This is a genomic window from Halomonas sp. OfavH-34-E (assembly GCF_024124525.1).
Classification (GTDB): Bacteria; Pseudomonadota; Gammaproteobacteria; order Pseudomonadales; family Halomonadaceae; genus Halomonas; species Halomonas litopenaei.
The window spans coordinates 106,620-124,990 of sequence record NZ_JAMXRY010000005.1; the positions used below are offsets into that span (position 1 = coordinate 106,620).

The 18,371-nt window shown below is 65.1% G+C and carries 15 protein-coding genes; 9 read left to right on the plus strand and 6 right to left on the minus strand.

The window, feature by feature from the left end; all coding sequences use genetic code 11:
• Nucleotides 1–104: 104 nt before the first annotated feature.
• From NH448_RS03825 to glcD, 5 genes are all read right to left on the minus strand, one after another.
• Nucleotides 105–1,001, minus strand: coding sequence for a DMT family transporter (locus NH448_RS03825; protein WP_045991717.1), 897 nt, complete (start codon nucleotides 999–1,001; stop codon nucleotides 105–107).
• Between the two features lie 141 nt (nucleotides 1,002–1,142).
• Entirely contained in the window at nucleotides 1,143–1,544 is a 402-nt protein-coding gene (locus NH448_RS03830) for a heme-binding protein (RefSeq protein ID WP_045991718.1), read from the minus strand.
• A 249-nt stretch (nucleotides 1,545–1,793) separates the two neighbouring features.
• Nucleotides 1,794–3,026, minus strand: a complete 1,233-nt coding sequence (glcF, locus tag NH448_RS03835; protein WP_045991719.1) for a glycolate oxidase subunit GlcF — start codon at nucleotides 3,024–3,026, stop codon at nucleotides 1,794–1,796.
• Nucleotides 3,027–3,154: 128 nt separating this feature from the next.
• Nucleotides 3,155–4,240 (minus strand): glycolate oxidase subunit GlcE, encoded by a 1,086-nt coding sequence (glcE, locus tag NH448_RS03840; protein ID WP_045991720.1) that lies wholly within the window; start codon nucleotides 4,238–4,240, stop codon nucleotides 3,155–3,157.
• Nucleotides 4,241–4,633: 393 nt separating this feature from the next.
• A complete protein-coding gene (glcD, locus tag NH448_RS03845; protein WP_045991721.1) occupies nucleotides 4,634–6,133 on the minus strand; it encodes a glycolate oxidase subunit GlcD in 1,500 nt (499 codons plus the stop codon).
• A 186-nt stretch (nucleotides 6,134–6,319) separates the two neighbouring features.
• Between glcD and glcC the strand changes: the two genes are divergently transcribed.
• Complete coding sequence (gene glcC / locus NH448_RS03850; RefSeq protein WP_045991722.1) at nucleotides 6,320–7,093, plus strand: transcriptional regulator GlcC; 774 nt, start codon at nucleotides 6,320–6,322, stop codon at nucleotides 7,091–7,093.
• 46 nt (nucleotides 7,094–7,139) lie between these two features.
• Here the strand turns inward: glcC and NH448_RS03855 are convergent, their stop codons facing one another.
• Nucleotides 7,140–7,799: a GntR family transcriptional regulator gene (locus NH448_RS03855; RefSeq protein ID WP_045991723.1), complete on the minus strand. Its 660-nt coding sequence runs from the start codon at nucleotides 7,797–7,799 to the stop codon at nucleotides 7,140–7,142.
• Between the two features lie 234 nt (nucleotides 7,800–8,033).
• Between NH448_RS03855 and NH448_RS03860 the strand changes: the two genes are divergently transcribed.
• From NH448_RS03860 to NH448_RS03895, 8 genes are all read left to right on the plus strand, one after another.
• Nucleotides 8,034–8,510 carry a heme-binding protein gene (locus NH448_RS03860; RefSeq protein WP_045991724.1) on the plus strand — a complete coding sequence of 159 codons (477 nt, stop codon included), beginning with the start codon at nucleotides 8,034–8,036 and terminating at the stop codon, nucleotides 8,508–8,510.
• Nucleotides 8,511–8,946: 436 nt separating this feature from the next.
• Nucleotides 8,947–9,921 carry a TRAP transporter substrate-binding protein gene (locus NH448_RS03865; protein ID WP_045991725.1) on the plus strand — a complete coding sequence of 325 codons (975 nt, stop codon included), beginning with the start codon at nucleotides 8,947–8,949 and terminating at the stop codon, nucleotides 9,919–9,921.
• A gap of 62 nt (nucleotides 9,922–9,983) precedes the next feature.
• The gene (locus NH448_RS03870) at nucleotides 9,984–10,550 is read left to right on the plus strand and encodes a TRAP transporter small permease subunit (RefSeq protein ID WP_071211091.1); all 567 of its coding nucleotides are present in this window, start codon (nucleotides 9,984–9,986) and stop codon (nucleotides 10,548–10,550) included.
• 13 nt (nucleotides 10,551–10,563) lie between these two features.
• A complete protein-coding gene (locus tag NH448_RS03875) occupies nucleotides 10,564–11,850 on the plus strand; it encodes a TRAP transporter large permease (protein ID WP_045991726.1) in 1,287 nt (428 codons plus the stop codon).
• 28 nt (nucleotides 11,851–11,878) lie between these two features.
• The gene (locus NH448_RS03880) at nucleotides 11,879–12,673 is read left to right on the plus strand and encodes an enoyl-CoA hydratase (RefSeq protein WP_045991727.1); all 795 of its coding nucleotides are present in this window, start codon (nucleotides 11,879–11,881) and stop codon (nucleotides 12,671–12,673) included.
• Nucleotides 12,674–12,698: 25 nt separating this feature from the next.
• Nucleotides 12,699–13,886 (plus strand): CoA transferase, encoded by a 1,188-nt coding sequence (locus NH448_RS03885; protein WP_045991728.1) that lies wholly within the window; start codon nucleotides 12,699–12,701, stop codon nucleotides 13,884–13,886.
• Nucleotides 13,887–14,064: 178 nt separating this feature from the next.
• Complete coding sequence (locus tag NH448_RS03890; RefSeq protein ID WP_045991729.1) at nucleotides 14,065–15,288, plus strand: aminotransferase class V-fold PLP-dependent enzyme; 1,224 nt, start codon at nucleotides 14,065–14,067, stop codon at nucleotides 15,286–15,288.
• 65 nt (nucleotides 15,289–15,353) lie between these two features.
• The gene (locus tag NH448_RS03895) at nucleotides 15,354–18,362 is read left to right on the plus strand and encodes an FAD-binding and (Fe-S)-binding domain-containing protein (protein ID WP_045991730.1); all 3,009 of its coding nucleotides are present in this window, start codon (nucleotides 15,354–15,356) and stop codon (nucleotides 18,360–18,362) included.
• Nucleotides 18,363–18,371: the final 9 nt, after the last annotated feature.

The window sequence follows — 18,371 nt, forward strand, 5'->3', positions numbered from 1 at the left end:
TGGTGGTTTTGCAAATACGGACGTTATTCTTGTCTAACTATGGTTAGCCGTTGCAGCGACATCTTGACGTCCTCGGCCCTTGTGACGGGGCCGCGGGACGAAAGTCAGCGGGCCTCGCCGTGACGGCGGATCGGCTGACGGAAGGTCTGGGCCGTCAGTACGCCGGCAAGCACCAGAGCGCCGCCGCTGAGGTGGTACCAGCCAAGCCGTTCGCCGAGCCAGAGCATGGCGATCAGGGCGCTGAACAGCGGCATCAGATTGATGAAGATGCTGGCGCGGCTGGCGCCGATGTGGCGAATCGCGAACATCCACAGATAGGTGGTGATGATAGAGGCGGGGATGCCGGCGTACAGGATCAGGCCGGCGTTGCTTGTGTCGATCGGTGTCATTGGGCCCAGCAGGTAGGCCGGCAGCAACAGCAGGACGGCGAACACCGCTTGAACGTAGAGCATGACCCAGGGCGATATGGCAAGCGGCCAACGCTTGAGCATGACCCCGTAAAGGGCGTAGCAGGTCGCGGCCACCACCATCAGCGCATCGCCAGGGGCCACTTCCAGGTTGGCCAGGACGGCGATGTCACCTCTGCCGAGTAGCCACAGCACGCCCGCGAGAGCCATCACGCCGCCCAGGCAGCCGCCCCAGCTAGGTGGCTCACGCAGCACCAGGGCGCTGAGCAGAATCGTCAACAGCGGCACCATGGCCGCCAGAATGCCCATGTTGGTGGCGCTGGTAGAGGCCGCCGCGACGTAGGCCAATCCTTGCCACAGGGCCATGCCCAGCAGTCCCAGAAGCGCAAGCTTGGGCCAATGCGTGGCGATGGCGTGTCGCTCGCGCCAGCTCTGGCGCCAGACGAAGGGCGTCAACACGGCCACCGCCAGTAACCAGCGCAGGAAGGCGATGCTGCTGGGGGCGATGGTGCCGACGGTCAGCTGGTTGATGGTCATGTTGCCGGACCAGATCAAGACGGCGCCCAGGGGGGCCAGAAAGGGCAGGAGGGGCATCGGGACGGGTCCATGTCATCGAGAAGGTCTGGCGGAAAAGGCACCGCCGCCTATCAAGGCGGCGGTCGATAACGCAATACCAGTTGTACAGCAGGCTTGTACAGGATTCGAGTGACGTATCACTGTGTCCTGCCCAGGCGTTTAGCCGATAGCGGCGGCTCCGGCCTTGGCGACCTGGATGTCCTGGTCCGGCTTGACGCCGGAGATGCCAACGGCACCGGCCACCTGGCCGTCGATGATCACCGGCACGCCACCGGACATCAGGCCCTCCATGGGCGCCGACAGGAAGGCGTTGCGGCCGCCGTTGATCATGTCTTCGAAGACCTGGGTCTCCTTGCGACCGATGGCGGCGGAGCGGGCCTTAGCCATCGCGACGTCGGCACTGAACGGTGCAGCGCCGTCGAGACGGCGCAGGCCCAGCGGGTAGCCGCCATCATCGCTGACGACGATGGTCACGGCGAAGCCATTGGCCTCGGCTTCCTTCTGGGCAGCGTCGAGGATGGCGTTGACCTGGGACTGGTCGAGGTAAGGCTTGGTCGGCATGGGGAGTCCTTGTGATTGAGGGTTGTGGTTAATGTGGAAAATATTTTCGTTTTTAGTCTAGGCGCTCTGGGCCTGTCTGACCAGAGCCTCGTCGACGATCTCGATCCAGTGGCTCTCGCGCTAGCCCAGCGCTTCATCGACGATCTCGATCCAGTGGCGCACCGGGGTGCGGTTGGTCGCGGCGAGATGGGTCTGGCACCTGAAGATGTCAGCGCGGTTACCATCCGTCCATTGCGCCATGATCACATGCTAGCCAAGGGCCTCGTCGACGATTTCGATCCAGTGGCGCACCGGGGTGCGGTTGGTGGCGGCGAGATGGGTCTGGCAGCCAATGTTCGCGGTGACAACCACCTCCGGCTTGCCTTCCTCCAGCGCGTCCATCTTGTTGTCACGCAACTGGCGTGACAGTTCGGGCTGGGTGATCGAGTAGGTGCCGGCGGAGCCACAGCAAAGGTGACCATCTCGCACCGGCGTCAGGGTGAAGCCCATCCTGGTCAGTACCGTTTCCACCGCGCCGTTGAGCTTCTGGGCGTGCTGCAGGGTGCAGGGGCAATGGAAGGCCAGGCGCTGGTCGGCGCGTACGTCGAGGGTTGTCAGGTCTTCCTGCCCCAGCACCTCGACCAGGTCCTTGGCGGCCTCGCTGACCCGGCGCGCCTTCTCGGCATAGTCGGGGTCGTCGGCCAGCACTTCGACATACTCCTTGACGAAGGCGCCGCAGCCGCTGGCGGTCTGGATGATGGCCTCGCAGCCGGCGTCCAGGTGAGGCAGCCAGGCGTCGATGTTGCGTCTGGCTCGCTCGCGTCCGGCTTCCTGGGCGTTCAGGTGAAAGTCGATGGCGCCGCAGCAGCCGACCTCGGGGGCAGGCGTCAGGCCGATCCCCAGGCGGTCCAGCACGCGGGCAGTGGCGGCATTGGTGTTGGGCGAAAGACCAGGCTGCACGCAGCCTTCGAGAATCAGCATCTGGCGCGGATGACGCTTGCCGTCGGGGCGCTTGCCAGCGTCGACCGGGGCCGGGGGCATCTTGCTCTTGAGCGCCCCGGGGACCAGCGGCTTGAAGGTCTGGCCCAGCGCCAGCAGGGCCTTGAACCGGCCGGGCTCGACCAGTGCCTTGCGCAGGCCGAAGCGAAGCGCCTTGTCGGAGGTGCTGCGCGGCACACGCCGCTCGATCTCGGCGCGGCCGATATCCAGAAGCTTGTGGTACTCGACGCCTGAGGGGCAGGTCGTCTCGCAGTTGCGACAAGTGAGGCAGCGGTCGAGGTGAAGACGGGTTTCCTCGGTGATCTGGTCGTCGTCTTCAGGGCTTTCGAGCATCTCCTTCATCAGGTAGATGCGGCCGCGCGGACCGTCGCGCTCATCGCCAAGCAACTGGTACGTCGGGCAGGTGGCATTGCAGAAGCCGCAGTGGACGCAGCTTCTCAGGACTCTGTCGGCCTCGCGAATGTGCGGCTTCTCGAGGTCTTTTTCGCTGAAATGGGTCTGCATGTTGTTATCCGCTAGTCATGGTCGAGGCCCGGACCTTCGCCGGGGCCAAACGGGGGATCAGGTCGTCTGTCGATGGCTGTCCGATCATGCCGCCTTCGCCGGGCGGCTGTGATCGTTCAGTGCCCGGTCTACCAGTCCGGATACAGTCGGCGCGGATTGAAGATGCCGTCGGGATCGAGCTTGCGTTTCACCCGCTCGTGGTACTTGGCGACCACCGGCTGCAGTGGCGTGAAGGGCTCGGCGGCGCCCGGTGTGAAGCAGGTGGCGTGGCCACCTGCCTGGGCGACGGCGTCGCGCAGCGACTCGGCGTCGACCTGCCCCTTGAGCCAGCGCTGATTGCCGGCCCAGTCGAGCAGCAGTTGATGTGGCTCGACGCCGGCGATGTCCAGGCTCGGGGTGTTGGTCGGCAGGCTGATCCGCCACAGCGGCGTGCTGGCATCCCTGAAGAAGGGCAGCGACAGCTCTCGGAGCTCGCGCCAGAAGTCGGCCTCGAGGGTGTCCCCGCCGATCGCCTCGCGGGTGGCGGCCACCGAGCTTGTACCGCCTTCGAGACGCAGATGCAGGGCACCACTGTGCCAGGCTGCTGCGCTTAAGGGGAGCGGCTTGCGTCCCCATTCGGCCAGACGACTCAGAGCCTCTGACTGGGACATTTCCAGACGCAGGCTGGCGCTGGCGGTGGGTAGCGGCAGCACCTTGAGGGTGACTTCGGTGATCAGTCCCAGGGTGCCCTGGGCGCCGACCATCAAGCGTGACAGGTCGTAACCTGCCACGTTCTTCATGACTTCGCCGCCGAAGCGCTGTTCACGCCCCTGGTGATCGAGTACCCGCAGGCCCAGCACGAAGTCCCGCACCGAGCCGGCCCAGGGGCGGCGGGGCCCGGACAGTCCGGCGGCGATGGTGCCGCCGACGGTGGCCTCGGCACCAAAGTGTGGGGGTTCGAAGGGCAGCATCTGGCCCTGGTCGGCCAGCGCCTCCTCGAGTTCGGAGAGAAGGGTGCCGGCACGCACCGAGACGATAAGCTCGACTGGATCGTAGCTGGTGATACCGCGGTGTTCGCGGGTGGATACCGGCGTACCTTCCACCGGGCGGCCATAGAAGGCCTTGGTGTTGCCGCCGACGATGCGAAGCGGACGTTCGGCGCTTGCCGACTGGATCGCTTCGGACAGAGCCGCGAGGCCGTCGAAGGCGGAAGGGGAAACGTCATTGTTGGACATGGTGGTACCTGAATTCCGACAAAGAGGGACAAACGTCGACAAGGCGCGACACACGGAGCACGGCAGCGCTGCAAGGGCGTCACGGTCGATGGCAGGAGACGAGGCTTGCCGCCTTCCTGTCTGAACCGTGCCCCTTTCCTGCGGCGCCTGGAAGCGTGGCGGCTCCGGCTAGAACCTTGGCAGTTCCGGGTGCGGCAGCTCGTTGTTGTGCACCATGCATGGCACTGAACCTTGATCGCGCGCAGCGCGCCAGCGTCGGGACGCTCTCGTGGCTGTCATGGCTAGAACCTCGGCAGTTCCGGGTGCGGCAGTTCGTTGTTGTGCACGTGCATCGCACTGAACCTTGATCGCGCGCAGCGCGCCAGCGTCGGGACGCTCTCGTGGCTGTCATGGCTAGAACCTTGGCAGTTCCGGGTGCGGCAGCTCGTTGTTGTGCACGTGCATCGCGCCGAACTCGGCGCACCGGGCCAACGTCGGGATGTTCTTGCCTGGGTTGAGCAGTCCCTCCGGGTCGAAGGCGGCCTTGACCGCGTGGAAGGCGGTGATCTCCAGGCTGTCGAACTGGGCACACATCTGGTTGATCTTCTCACGGCCGACGCCGTGTTCACCGGTGATCGAACCGCCGGCTTCCACGCATAGCTCGAGAATCTTGCCGCCCAGTGCCTCGGCGGTTTCGAGTTCCCCTTCGCGGTTGGCATCGAACAGGATCAAGGGGTGCATGTTGCCGTCGCCGGCGTGGAAGACGTTGGCCACCTTGAGCCCGTACTGCTCTGACAGATCGCTGATGCCCTTGAGCACCCTCGGCAGCTCGCGGCGAGGAATGGTGCCGTCCATGCAGTAGTAGTCCGGCGACATGCGGCCGACCGCAGGGAAGGCGTTCTTGCGACCGGCCCAGAACTTGGCGCGTTCGGCCTCGTCGCGGGCGAGCTGAACGTCGCTGGCGCCAGCCTTGGCCAGCACCTCACGCACGGTTTCGATATCGTCGTCCACGTCGGCCTCGACGCCGTCGAGCTCGCACAGCAGGATCGCCTCGGCGTCCACCGGGTAGCCGGCTCGGATGAAGTCTTCGGCGGCGCGGATGGCCAGGTTGTCCATCATCTCGAGGCCCCCGGGGATGATACCGGCGGCGATGATGTCACCGACCGCGGCGCCGGCCTTTTCCACGTCATCGAAACTGGCCATCAGCACCTTGGCGGTCTCGGGCTTTGGCAGCAGCTTGACGGTGATCTCGGTGACCACGCCGAGCATGCCCTCGGAGCCCATCATCAGCGCCAGCAGGTCGAAACCGGGGCTGTCGAGCGCCTCGGAACCGATGGCCATGCGCTCGCCCTCGATGGTCATCACCTCGAGCCTCAGCACGTTGTGTACGGTGAGGCCGTACTTGAGGCAGTGCACGCCGCCGGCGTTCTCGGCCACGTTGCCGCCGATCGAGCAGGCGATCTGGGAGGAGGGGTCCGGTGCATAGTAGAGCCCGTAGGGCGACGCCGCCTCGGAAATGGCCAGGTTGCGCACCCCTGGCTGGACCCGGGCGATGCGGGCGTCGGCGTCGATGTCGATAATCCGATTGAAGCGCGACATGACCAGCAGCACGCCTTGTTCCAGCGGCAGGGCCCCACCGGAAAGTCCGGTGCCAGCGCCGCGGGTCACCACCGGCACGCCGAGTTCACGACACTGCTTGAGCAGCGCCTCGACCTGGTCCAGGCGCTCTGGCAGGGCCACCAGCATGGGCAGTACGCGGTAGGCCGACAGGCCGTCGCATTCGAAGGGGCGCAGGTCTTCCTGGCGGTGCAGCAGGGTGAGGTCGGGGACCACGCGGGTGAGTTCGGCGAGCACCTCGTTCTTGTCGCGGCGTGGCAAGGCGCCGTCCAGGCGTTCGTCATAGAGGATGTTCATGACGCTTCCTCGGTTGAGCTAGCACGGTCGTGCGGCTAATGATGGTTATTGTCTGCACTACAATCTGCGTTGTCTTGACCTCGGTGTCCAGATTTTGGTTTGCTGGTCTGACCAGTTATTGGCAGATGTGCTCGGTTCAGGGCATCAATACGGACGACGAACCACGCACGCTGCGGGAGGCAGGACATGTGGGACAACGAAGAACGACTGGCACCGAGCAGCACCTCCCAGGCCATCGCCTCGAAGCTGGAGACGCTGATCCTTGACGGTGTCTTTCGCCCAGGCCAGCTGTTGCCCTCGGAACGGCGGCTGTGCGAGCGGCTGGGGGTGGGGCGTTCCTCGCTGCGCGAGGCGCTTGGCAGCCTGCGAAGCAAAGGCGTGATCGTGACTCGCCAGGGGCGTGGCTCCGAGGTGGCGCCACTGGTGGAGGCGCCCCATGCCACGCCCTTGATGCACCTGTTTCGCGAGCACCCGCGCACCCTGTACGACCTGCTCGAGGTGCGTGCGCTGCTGGAAGGGGAGTCGGCGAGCCTGGCCGCGAGCCGAGGCACCGCCTCGGACAGGGTGTTGATCACCCGGCGCTACCGCGAGATGGCGGACTACGTGGACAAGGCGGACCCCCTCGAGGTGGAGCGTCTGGCGCGACTCGATCACGCCTTCCACCTGGCGATCTGCCAGGCGTCGCATAACCCGGTGCTGGCGCATACGCTGCAGAGCCTGACCGATCTGCTGCTGAGCTCGGTGTTCGCCTCGGTCAAGCACCTCTATCATCGCCCTGACGCCAGGGACATGATCAACCGCCAGCACGCCCGCCTGCACCGAGCCGTGGTAGAGGGCAAGCCACAACTGGCGCGGCGGGTGGCGCTGGAGCACCTGTCCACCATCGGTGACATGCTGCGCGAGATCGAGGCCGAGGATCAGCGTCTGGAGCGCTCGGCCATGCGCCTGGAGGAGTGGTAAGTGCCGGGACGACGGCAGAGACTTCTGCGCGCCGTCCCGGGACCTGCTATTCCTCGTCGATGATGCCGCTGACGGCGGCTACCTCGAGCTTGTGGCCGAGGTGCGCGCGCAGGATGTCGCCCAGGCGCTTGCCATCGCGGGCCTCGATCGCCTCCAGCATGGCCTCGTGATCGTCGACGGCCTTGGCCCAGTTGGCCGAGCCCATCTCGACGCTGTAGCGAATGCGCTTCACCCGTTGGCTCAGGTTGTTGTACATCTCGATCAGCACGTCGTTGTTCGACGCGGCCAGGATGCACTCGTGGATCTGCTGGTTGACCTCGAAGTAGGGGGCCAGCTCCTGGCGCTGGTAATGGCCCAGCATCAGCTGATGCAGACGACGGATCTCCTCGACGTCGGTATCTGTCAGGTGCTGACAGGCCAGCTCACCGGACAGGCCTTCCAGGGCGCCCATGACGTCGTAGGTATTCTTGACCCCACGCCGGGTCAGGCGCACCACGCGGGAACCTCGGTTGGGCAGGTTCTCGACCAGCCCTTCCGAGGTCAGCACCTTGAGGGCTTCTCTGAGCGGGGTGCGTGACACACCGAAGGTTTCACACAGGGCCTTTTCGGCGATCTTCTCGCCGGGCAGCAGGCTGCCTTGCTCGATCAGGTCGCGGATCCTGTCGGCCACTTCCAGGTACAGGCTACGCGGCTGAATCTTTTCCATAGCGGATTTCCCGGGCTCATCATCGTTTGACGGTCGAACGCTTGACGGTTCAACTTTTCCGTATTATGAATTCATTATTCAAATTATGCGAGTGTTGGCGAGCGTATTTGGCCAGGCACTCGGGTAACCCTGTGAGGCAGCGGAGGGTGGGGCCGAATGGCATCGATCGGATTCCGGCCGCTGTCTTGCTGCCTGCCTTTTCTGTCTTCTCTCATATCTTGCGCTGGAGTTGCTATGGCCGGAAACGTATTTCTTGCACAGGTACAATTGTCGCGTCAGTCGGCGCGGCAATTGCTCGACGCCGCCTTCGCCTTTGCCCGCAAGGGCGAACTGCCTCCTCTGACCGCGGTGGTGCTGGACGCCGGCGGCAATCCGGTGGCGGCCGAGCGTGAAGACGGCTGCAGCCCGCTGCGCTGGCCGGTGGCCAACGGCAAGGCCTACGCGGCGCTGGGTATCGGGGTATCCAGTGGTACCACCGGCGAGCGTAACCGCGAGCGTCCCGCCTTCCTGGCGGCGGTGGCCGAGGCCTCCGGGGGCCGCTTCGTGCCGGTGGCGGGGGGCGTGCTGATCCTCGATGACGACCAGCGCATTCTGGGGGCGGTCGGTATCAGTGGCGCCTCTTCGGCCGACGATCAGGCCGCCGCCATCGCTGGCATCGAGGCGGCAGGCTGGCAAGCCGGGCTGGAGCCCGAGACGGTCTCAGATCCCTGATTTCGGTCTGGCAACTGTCTGGCAAAAGGGACGGGTGCTGGACCGACCAGCAAGCGACAGAGCGAGCCTTCGAGCTCGCTTTTTTTGTGTATGTCTCCAGGGATGCAGCAAGGGAGCGAGTGGCTTGGATAGCTCGTTGTTTCGATATAAGACACTGAAAGTTAAGAAATAAATATTCTCTAAGGCGAGTTTGCGAAAGACAAAAGTATAATACCTAATTTTGAATTATGTATCCATATTGACCCTGACCCAGCGGGAAGCGACTCCTGTCCCCAGGCCCTGAACGCCCTGGAAACGGAAAGCTCAAGTGACGGAATCCGCGACTGACGGAACCGTTACGTGAAGAGCACGCCAGCTCCCGTTGAGGCTTCCTCCAGGGTGCCAGTCGGCGCCCACCGCCAGACCACGATGGACAACAACAATCGGAGTGAGGGTTATGAAACTGCTGAAGACCGTACTGGCCGCATCCGTACTGGCGCTTGGCGTCGGTGCCGCTCAGGCCGACGAGGTGCAGATCAAGTTCGGCCACGTCGGTGGCCCGGGATCGCTGTTCGAGAAGACCGCCAACGAGTTCGCCCGTCTGGCCAACGAGCGCCTGGAAGGCGAGGCCGAGGTGGTGACCTATGGCTCCAGCCAGCTGGGTTCCGACGAGCAGATGCTCAACAAGCTCAAGCTCGGCACCATCGATCTGTCGCTGCCGTCCTCGATCATGAGCAGCGTGGCGCCGGAATTCTCGCTGTTCGAGATGCCCTACCTGATCGAGGACCGGGAGCACCTCGCCCGAGTCCGCGACGAGGTACTGCGCGATGTCCTGTATCCGGTCGCCGAAGACAAGCGCTACCGCATCATCGGCATCTGGGAGAACGGCTTCCGCCAGATCACCAACAACGTCCGCCCGATCGTGGTCCCTGAGGATCTGGACGGCATCAAGCTGCGTACCCCCAACGGTGTGTGGCGGGTCGAGATGTTCAAGAGCTACGGCGCATCGCCGGCGCCCATGGCGCTGTCCGAGGCCTTCGTCGCGCTGCAGACCGGCGCCATGGACGGTCAGGAAAACCCGCTGGTACAGATCTATTCCCAGCGCTTCCAGGAGGTCCAGGACTACCTGTCGCTGTCCAATCACGTCTATTCCCCGGCCTATGTGCTGGCAGGTGCCAGTTGGACCCGCCTGCCCGAGCACGTCCGCGAGGTGCTGATCGAGACCGCCGAAGAGGTCGAGGCCTTCGCACTGGAGCAGGGCGCCTCGCTTGACGAAAGCCTGGTCAGCACCATGGAAGAGGAAGGCATGGAGGTGAACGAGGTCGACACCGACGCCTTCGTCGAGGGTTCCCGCGGGATCTACGAGAAGTTCGCCGCCGAGGTGGAAGGTGGTGAGGAACTGTTGTCGCGGGTGGAAGCACTGCGCGAATAACGCCTGTCCACTGCGGCCTCTCCACTTTCGGTGAGGCCGCATCCACCTTCGGAGGATGCTCTGTGCTTACCACCATTTCCGCGGCCTACCAGAAGATTCTGGAGGTCATCGTCTTTCTCAATGTGCTGGCGCTGACCCTGGTGGTGACCATCGGGTTCGCGTCACGCCTGTTGGGCTCTCCTTTCAGCTGGTACGACGAGGTCGCCTCGATCGGACTGGCCTGGCTGACCTACTACGGCGCCGCCCTGGCCGCCCTCAAGGGCGCCCATATCGCCTGTCCCAGCGTGATCAACATGGTTTCGCCGTCCATTCGCCTGCCCATCGCGCTGCTCGCCGAGGCGATCACCATCGGCTTCTTCGTGCTGCTCGGCGTCACCGGTTTTCAGGTGGTGCAGATTCTTGAAGGCTCCACCCTGGTGAGCCTGCCCAGCATCTCGGTGCAGTTCACCCAGTCGGTGATTCCGATCGGTGCCGCGATGTTCATTCTCGCCCAGCTGCTCAGGCTCCCCGAGGTCATCCGGGCGGCCAAGGGAGCCGGCTTCGTCGATCACGAGCTCGAAGAGGCCGGTGTGCTGGCCGACGACGTGCGTACCGACGATTCACCCACCGGTCCGCAGCGCGCCAGCTGACGAGGAGAACCCCATGATCATTGCTTCCATGTTCTTCGGCCTGATCGGGCTGATACTGATCAACGTGCCGGTGGCCATCGCCCTCGGCCTCGTCGGCGCCCTGGCCACCGTGGCCAGCTACGGCACCCTGGCCCTGCCCAATGTCGGCATGGTGATGTTCGACGGTGCTACCAAGTTCCCGCTGATCGCGATACCGCTGTTCATCCTGGCCGGCGCCATCATGAACGCCTCGAGCATCTCGCGCCGTCTGATCGATCTGGCCTCGGCCATGGTCGGCTTCATCAAGGGCGGTCTCGCCATGGTGACCATCGGCGCCTCGATCTTCTTTGCCGAGATCTCTGGCTCCGCCGTCGCAGGTGTCTCGGCGATCGGCTCGATCCTGATTCCGGCCATGCGCAAGAAGGGCTACTCTAAGGAGTTCGCCGCAGCCATCTCGTCCTCGGCGGCGAGCCTGGCGATCATCCTGCCGCCGTCGATCCCGATGATCCTCTACGCGGTCATGTCCGGCGAATCGGTGGTCAAGATGTTCGTCGCCGGCATCTTCCCTGGGCTGCTCGGCGCCCTGGGGCTGGCGGCCATGTGCTACTTCCTGGCGCGTCGTCACAACCTGCCGGCGGAGCAGAGCTTCCAGGCCTCGCGTCTGTGGGAGGCCTTCAAGGGCGCCATCTGGGCGCTGCTGATTCCGGTGATCATCCTCGGCGGCATCTTCGGCGGCATCGTCACCGCCACCGAGGGCGCGGCGCTGGCGGTGGTCGTGGCGATCTTCATCAGCGCGGTGATCTATCGCGAGTTCAGCCTCAAGATCTTCTACAAGGCCTGTCTCGATGCTGGCGTGCAGACGGCGGTGGTGATGCTGCTGGTGGCTTCCTCTGCGGTGGTCGGTCTGTATCTGACCGAGACCCAGATTCCCCAGCAGCTGGCCAACTCGATCGCCGAGATGACCGACAACAAGTACGTGGTACTGGCGCTTCTGAACGTCATCTTCCTGGTGCTGGGCATCTTCCTGCACTCGGCGGCGGCGATCATCCTGGTGGTGCCCATCGTGCTGCCGCTGGTGACCGCGGTGGGCATCGATCCGCTGCACTTCGGTCTGATCGTGACGCTGAACCTGGCCATCGGCCAGCAGACCCCGCCGGTCGCCAGCGTACTGATCGCTTCCTGCTCCATCGCCAAGGCCGACATCTGGGCCACCACGCGCACCAATCTGTGGTTCCTGGCGGTGCTGTTCGTGATCCTGCTGATCAACACCTACGTGCCCGCCGTAGCCCTGGCGCTGGTCAACCTGATCTACGGCGTGTGATCGCGACCACCACAAGGAGAACAACGACATGAGCGACAACGATCAGGGCCAGGTGCACTACCACAGCGAAGATGGCGTCGCCTGGCTGACCTTCGATCGCACCGCAAGCCGCAACGCCATGACCTGGCAGATGTACGACCAGCTCGAGGCCCACTGCGAGACCATCGAGAACGACCCGGAGCTAGTGGCGGTAGTCATGCGTGGCGCCGGCGGAGAAGCCTTCGTCGCCGGCACTGACATCAAGCAGTTCGCTGCCTTCGACAAGGGCGAAGACGCCATCGCCTACGAGCGTCGCATCGACCGGGTGGTCGGGCGGGTGGAGACCCTGCCGCTGCCGACGCTGGCGCTGCTGGAAGGCTTCTGTGTCGGCGGTGGCGCGGCCATCGCTCTGGCCTGTGACTTCCGCCTGGCGACACCGAGTCTCAAGTTCGGTATCCCCATCGCCAGGACGTTGGGCAACTGCCTGTCGATCACCAACGTCTCGCGGCTGGTCGAGCACGCCGGTATCGCCCGGGCCAAGCAGGTACTGATGGCGGGCGAACTGGTACGTGCCGAGGAGGCCCTGGCCCTGGGGCTGGTCGGCGAGATCGTCGACGCCGAGGCCATCGAGGCGACGGTGGTCGAGCGGGCGCAGGCGTTCAAGGAGCGTGCCCCCTTGACCGTGCGGGCGGCCAAGGAGGTGATCCAGCGGGTCATCGAACAGCGCCGCCCGGCCTTCGACGCCAGCGACGACTGGATCGCCACCTGCTACACCAGCCGCGACTTCAAGGCCGCGGTGGACAAGTTCGTCAACAAGACACCCTTCCGCTGGCAGGGTCAGTAAAGGCCCTGAGGCAAGGAGAACCACAATGCTGCCACTCGATGGGATCAAGGTACTCGACGTTTCGCAGATCATGGCCGGCCCCTACTGCACCATGGTGCTGGGAGACATGGGCGCCGAGGTGATCAAGGTCGAGAAGGCCAACGGCGGCGACGACAGCCGCCAGATGGGCCCCTACGTCGAGGATGAATCGACCTGTTTCGCCCAGATCAACCGCAACAAGAAGAGCATTTCGCTCAACCTGAAAGAAGAGAAGGGCCGCGAGGTGTTCTATCGCCTCGCCAAGGAAGCCGACGTGGTGGTCGAGAACTATCGACCCGGCGTCACCCAGTCGCTGAAGATCGACTACGACAGCCTCAAGGCGATCAACCCGGGGCTGATCTACTGCTCGATCTCGGGCTACGGCCAGACCGGTCCGTCGCGTCACAAGGGCGGCTTCGACCTGGTGGCCCAGGGCATGAGCGGGCTGATGTCGATGACCGGCGAACCGGGCCGGCGTCCGCTCAAGACCGGGGTCGCCGTCTACGATATCGGCGCCGGGCTGACCGCCATCTACTCGATCCTGGCGGCCTATATCCACCGTCAGCGTAGTGGCGAAGGCCAGCACCTGGACATCGCCATCGCCGAGTGTGGCCTGCCCTGGTTCACCTGGGAGGCGGGTGCCTACTTCTCCGAAGGCCGAGTGCCCGAGGCCACCGGCTGGCGCCATCGGGTGTCCGCGCCCTACCAGGCGATGCGGGTACGCGACGGTTACATGATGCTCGGCTGCGCCAACCAGCGTACCTGGGAGCGCTTCTGCGAGGACGTCATCGAGCGCCCCGAGCTGATGGTCGACGAGCGCTTCAAGACCAACCTCGACCGCGGGGCTAACGTCGAGGCGCTGGAAGCCATCCTCGAGGACATCCTCGGGCAACAGGATCGCGCCTACTGGCTCGATCGCTGTGACGCCGCCGGGGTGCCGGCAGGGCCGATCAACGACTTCGACCAGGCCATGCATGACGAACACTACCTGGCCCGCGAGATGGTGCTGGAGGTCGATCATCCGACCATGGGGCGGATGAAGACCCTGGGCTTTCCCAGCAAGTTCTCGGCGACCCCGTTGGCGATTCGCCAGCCGGCGCCGCTGTTCGCCCAGCACACCGACGAGGTGCTTGGGGAGATCGGGCTGGCAGCGGACGAGATCGACGCGCTGCGTCAGCAGGGTGCCGTGCGCTGACACCGGCACCACCGTGATCGGCAGCTAGCGTCTGGCATGTCGCCGAATCGGTGGGGCGGTGTCACCATAAAAATTGCATTCATTATTACAGATTATTACAAGAGGGGCGTGGCAGCGCTTGGCGCCCGAACAGCTACCCAGGCGTCGCCCAGTGCGACGTCTGGCCAGGAGGCCTTACATGCTGAATCTCGACTTTCATCCCACCGGACGTCACTTCCTCCAGATCCCCGGCCCCTCGCCGGTGCCGGATCGTATCCTGCGGGCCATGAGCCTGCCGACCATCGATCACCGTGGCCCGGAGTTCGGCGCCCTCGGACGTGAATTGCTCGGCAAGGTCGGCAAGATCTTCAAGACCGACAAGCCGGTGATCATCTATCCGGCTTCCGGTACCGGGGCCTGGGAGGCCGCCCTGGCCAATACCCTGTCGCCGGGGGCTCAGGTGTTGATGTTCGAGACCGGCCACTTCGCCTCGCTGTGGCATCGTCTGGCCCTGCGTCTTGGACTCGAGCCCGAGTTTCTGGGCCTGCCGGGGGCCGAGGGCTGGCGCCACGGTGTCCAGGCCGACATGATCGAGGCACGCCTCAAGCAAGACACCGAGCAGCGGATCAAGGCGGTGTGCGTGGTCCACAACGAGACCTCCACCGGTGTTACCAGCGACATCGCCGCGGTGCGCCGCGCGATCGACGCCGCCGGTCATCCGGCGCTGTTGCTGGTCGATACTATCTCGGGGCTTGCCAGCGCCGACTATCGCCACGACGAGTGGGGTGTCGACGTCACTATTTCCGGCTCCCAGAAGGGACTGATGCTGCCGCCGGGGATCAGCTTTAACGCGATCTCCGACAAGGCCCTGGCCGCCAGTCGCGAGTCGCGGTTGCCCAAGAGCTTCTGGGCCTGGGACGAGATCCTCGAGGCCAACCAGGGGGGCTACTGGCCCTATACCCCCAATACCAATCTGCTCTACGGCCTCAACGAGGCCATCGACATGCTGCTGGACGAGGGGCTGGATAACGTCCTGGCCCGCCATCAGCGCTGGGCGGCGGGTGTGCGCGCGGCGGTGAACGCCTGGGGACTCGAGATCCAGTGCCAGGACCCCGAGGTCTACTCGCCGGTGCTGACCGGCGTGGTGATGCCGGAGGGCGTCGACGCCGATGCCGTGCGCAAGCTGATCTACGAGCGCTTCGACCTGTCGCTCGGCACCGGGCTTGGCAAGGCCAAGGGGCGCATGTTCCGTATCGGCCACCTGGGCGACTGCAACGACCTGACGCTGATGGCGACCCTGGCCGGCTGCGAGATGGGGCTGAAGCTTTCCGGGGTGAGCCTTGCCGGCAGTGGCGTCGAGGCTGCCATGGCGTACTTCTCCGAGAACCCGGCGCCCCACGTGGCCCGCCTTGCTCGCGATTGAACCACCGCCCGCCCGTCGGCGGCGCTGTCGCCGACGGTCTACCCAGGGTTATCAAGGAGAGGGTGATGAACTCGTTGACGTCTGCCGCCAAGGGGCGGGATGCACGGATCCAGCCGCTGCCGGACTTTGCCGCGCGCCTGGCCAGGGAAATCCAGGGCGAGGTGCTGTTCGACGCCGCCAGTCGCGGCCGTTATTCCACCGACGCCTCGATCTATCAGATCACCCCGGTGGGCGTGGTGATCCCGCGCCATCAGGATGATCTGGCCACGGCCCTGGAGATCGCTCGTGGGGAAGGCATTCCGGTGCTGCCTCGGGGTGGCGGCACCAGTCAGTGCGGCCAGACGGTGGGAGAGGCGCTGGTGATCGACGCCAGCCGCCATCTGAACGGTGTGGTGTCCTTCGACAAGGAAGCGCGTACGGTGGTGGTCGAGCCCGGCATCGTGCTCGATCACCTCAACGCCTGGCTCAAGCCCCATGGCCTGTGGTTCCCGGTGGATGTATCCACCAGCGCCCAGTGCACCCTGGGCGGCATGGCCGGCAACAACTCCTGCGGCTCGCGCTCGATCCACTACGGCAACATGGTGCATAACGTCCAGGCACTGGACGTCCTGCTGGCCGACGGCGAGAAGGTGCACCTCGGTCTGGTCGACGAGCTGGCCGCCGGTTCCCGGGCGGCGCGGCTGGCCGAGCAGGTCGAGGCCATCGCCCGGCGCGAAGGCGAGCGCATCCGCGAGCACTATCCCAAGGTGCTCAGGCGGGTGGCGGGCTACAACCTCGATCTGTTCGACTGTCAGAACCCGCTGCCCTATGAGGCCGACGGTCGCGCCAACCTGGCCCATCTGCTGGTGGGGTCCGAGGGCACCCTGGCGCTGACCCGCCAGTTGACCCTGAAGCTGTCACCGTTGCCGCAGCACAAGGTGCTGGGGGTGGTGAACTTCCCCACCTTCTATCAGGCCATGGACCTGACCCAGCACATCGTGACCCTGTCACCGACGGCGGTGGAGCTGGTCGATCAGACCATGATCGCGCTGTCGCTGGAGAATCCGTCCTTCCGTCCGGTGATCGAGAAGGCCCTGATCGGCAAGCCCGAGGCGGTGCTGCTGGTGGAATTCGCCGGCGAGAATCGCGACGAGCTGCTGGCGAGCCTGGCCCGGTTGAACGAGCTGATGGCAGACCTGGGACTTCCGGACTGTGTCGTCGACATGCCCGAACCCAAGGCCCAGAAGGCGCTGTGGGACGTGCGCAAGGCGGGACTCAACATCATGATGAGCATGAAGGGCGACGGCAAGCCGGTGTCCTTCATCGAGGACTGTGCGGTGCCGCTCGAGCATCTGGCCGAGTACACCGACAAGCTCACCGAGGTGTTCCATCGTCACGGCACCGAGGGCACCTGGTACGCCCACGCCAGCGTCGGCACCCTGCACGTGCGCCCGATTCTCGACATGCGCCGGGACGGCGCCGAGAAGATGCGCGCCATCGCCGAGGAGGCCTCGGCACTGGTCAAGGCCTACAAGGGGGCCTACTCCGGCGAGCACGGCGATGGCATCTGTCGCGGCGAGTGGGTGGCCTGGCAGTTTGGCGAGACACTCAACGACGCCTTCCGCGAGGTCAAGGGGCTGTTCGACCCGGACAACCTGCTCAACCCCGGCAAGATCGTCGACACCCCGAAGATGGACGACTCGCGGCTTTTCCGCTTTCCCGGGGAGTACCAGCGCATCGAACTGACGCCGGTGCTGGACTGGTCGCCCTGGAACGTCGAGCGAGATCCCTTGAACGGCGAGCAGACCCCACCGGGTAGCGGCCGCGATGTCACCGGCGGCCTCGCCAGCGCAGTGGAGATGTGCAACAACAACGGCCACTGCCGCAAGTTCGATGCCGGCACCATGTGTCCTAGCTACCGCATCACCCGCGACGAGAAGCACCTGACCCGCGGCCGCGCCAATACCCTGCGCCTGGTGTTGTCCGGCCAGCTCGGTCGCGACGGCTTGGCCAGCGACGAGGTCAAGGAGGCGCTCGATCTGTGCGTTTCCTGCAAGGGCTGCAAGCGTGACTGTCCCACCGGCGTCGATATGGCGCGGATCAAGATCGAGGCCCGGGCGGCACGGGTCGCCAAGGAAGGGGTGTCGCTGCGCGAGCGACTGATCGGTGACCTGCCCAGGCGCGCACCGGTGCTGCGACGCCTGTCACCCTTGGTGAAGGCCATCGACGGCATGCCCTGGCTGGCCTCACCGCTGAAGCGGGCGCTGGGGCTGGCCGAGGAGCGCGCGCTGCCACGCGTCACCGACGACTACCTGGGGCGGGCCCGACAGGGCGAGCGACCGGCCGTTGCCGACCAGGCGATGAAGGAGGTGGTGCTGTTCGTCGACACCTTCAACAACTATATGGAAGCCGACAACGCCGAGGCCGCCATGCGCGTGCTTCAAGCCGCGGGTTACCGGGTGATCCTGGCGAGCGCTGCGGATCGTCGTCCGCTGTGCTGTGGGCGTACCTACCTGGCCAGCGGTCAGGTCGATCGGGCCCGGGCGGAGGCCGAGCGGACCCTGGCGGCGCTGACCCCCCACGTGGAGAAAGGGCTTGCCGTGGTCGGGCTCGAGCCATCCTGCCTGCTGACCCTGCGCGACGAGTTCCTGGGCTTCGGCCTGGGCGAGCCCGCCAAGCGACTGGCCGAGGCGAGCCTGTTGTTCGAGGAATTTCTGGTGCGCGAGAAGGATGCCGGCAGGCTGGAGCTTTCGCTCGAGGCGCTACCGGTGTCGCGGGCGCTGCTCCACGGCCACTGTCACCAGAAGGCGTTCGATGCCCTGACGCCGGTGCAGCAGGTGCTGTCCTGGATTCCCGAGCTCGAGGTGGAGACCATCCAGTCGTCGTGCTGCGGCATGGCCGGTAGTTTCGGCTACGAGCGTGAGCACTATGAGGCCTCCATGCAGATGGCGGAACTCTCGTTGCTGCCGGCGGTGCGCGACGCCGAGGATGCGCTGATCGTGGCCGACGGCACCAGCTGTCGTCACCAGATTCGTGACGGTGCCGCACGTGAGGCGCGTCATGTCGCCAGGGTGCTGGCCGAGGCGCTGGCCTGAGTCGTCGGG

Excerpts from the sequence above, each read along its gene's own strand:
- NH448_RS03855 (WP_045991723.1), bottom strand. The coding sequence starts at position 7,799 with ATGGAAAAGATTCAGCCGCGTAGCCTGTACCTGGAAGTGGCCGACAGG.
- NH448_RS03865 (WP_045991725.1), top strand. The coding sequence starts at position 8,947 with ATGAAACTGCTGAAGACCGTACTGGCCGCATCCGTACTGGCGCTTGGC.
- glcE (WP_045991720.1), bottom strand. The coding sequence starts at position 4,240 with ATGTCCAACAATGACGTTTCCCCTTCCGCCTTCGACGGCCTCGCGGCT.
- glcF (WP_045991719.1), bottom strand. The coding sequence starts at position 3,026 with ATGCAGACCCATTTCAGCGAAAAAGACCTCGAGAAGCCGCACATTCGC.
- NH448_RS03885 (WP_045991728.1), top strand. The coding sequence starts at position 12,699 with ATGCTGCCACTCGATGGGATCAAGGTACTCGACGTTTCGCAGATCATG.
- NH448_RS03830 (WP_045991718.1), bottom strand. The coding sequence starts at position 1,544 with ATGCCGACCAAGCCTTACCTCGACCAGTCCCAGGTCAACGCCATCCTC.
- NH448_RS03895 (WP_045991730.1), top strand. The coding sequence starts at position 15,354 with ATGAACTCGTTGACGTCTGCCGCCAAGGGGCGGGATGCACGGATCCAG.
- NH448_RS03880 (WP_045991727.1), top strand. The coding sequence starts at position 11,879 with ATGAGCGACAACGATCAGGGCCAGGTGCACTACCACAGCGAAGATGGC.
- NH448_RS03825 (WP_045991717.1), bottom strand. The coding sequence starts at position 1,001 with ATGCCCCTCCTGCCCTTTCTGGCCCCCCTGGGCGCCGTCTTGATCTGG.
- glcC (WP_045991722.1), top strand. The coding sequence starts at position 6,320 with ATGTGGGACAACGAAGAACGACTGGCACCGAGCAGCACCTCCCAGGCC.
- NH448_RS03875 (WP_045991726.1), top strand. The coding sequence starts at position 10,564 with ATGATCATTGCTTCCATGTTCTTCGGCCTGATCGGGCTGATACTGATC.
- glcD (WP_045991721.1), bottom strand. The coding sequence starts at position 6,133 with ATGAACATCCTCTATGACGAACGCCTGGACGGCGCCTTGCCACGCCGC.
- NH448_RS03890 (WP_045991729.1), top strand. The coding sequence starts at position 14,065 with ATGCTGAATCTCGACTTTCATCCCACCGGACGTCACTTCCTCCAGATC.
- NH448_RS03860 (WP_045991724.1), top strand. The coding sequence starts at position 8,034 with ATGGCCGGAAACGTATTTCTTGCACAGGTACAATTGTCGCGTCAGTCG.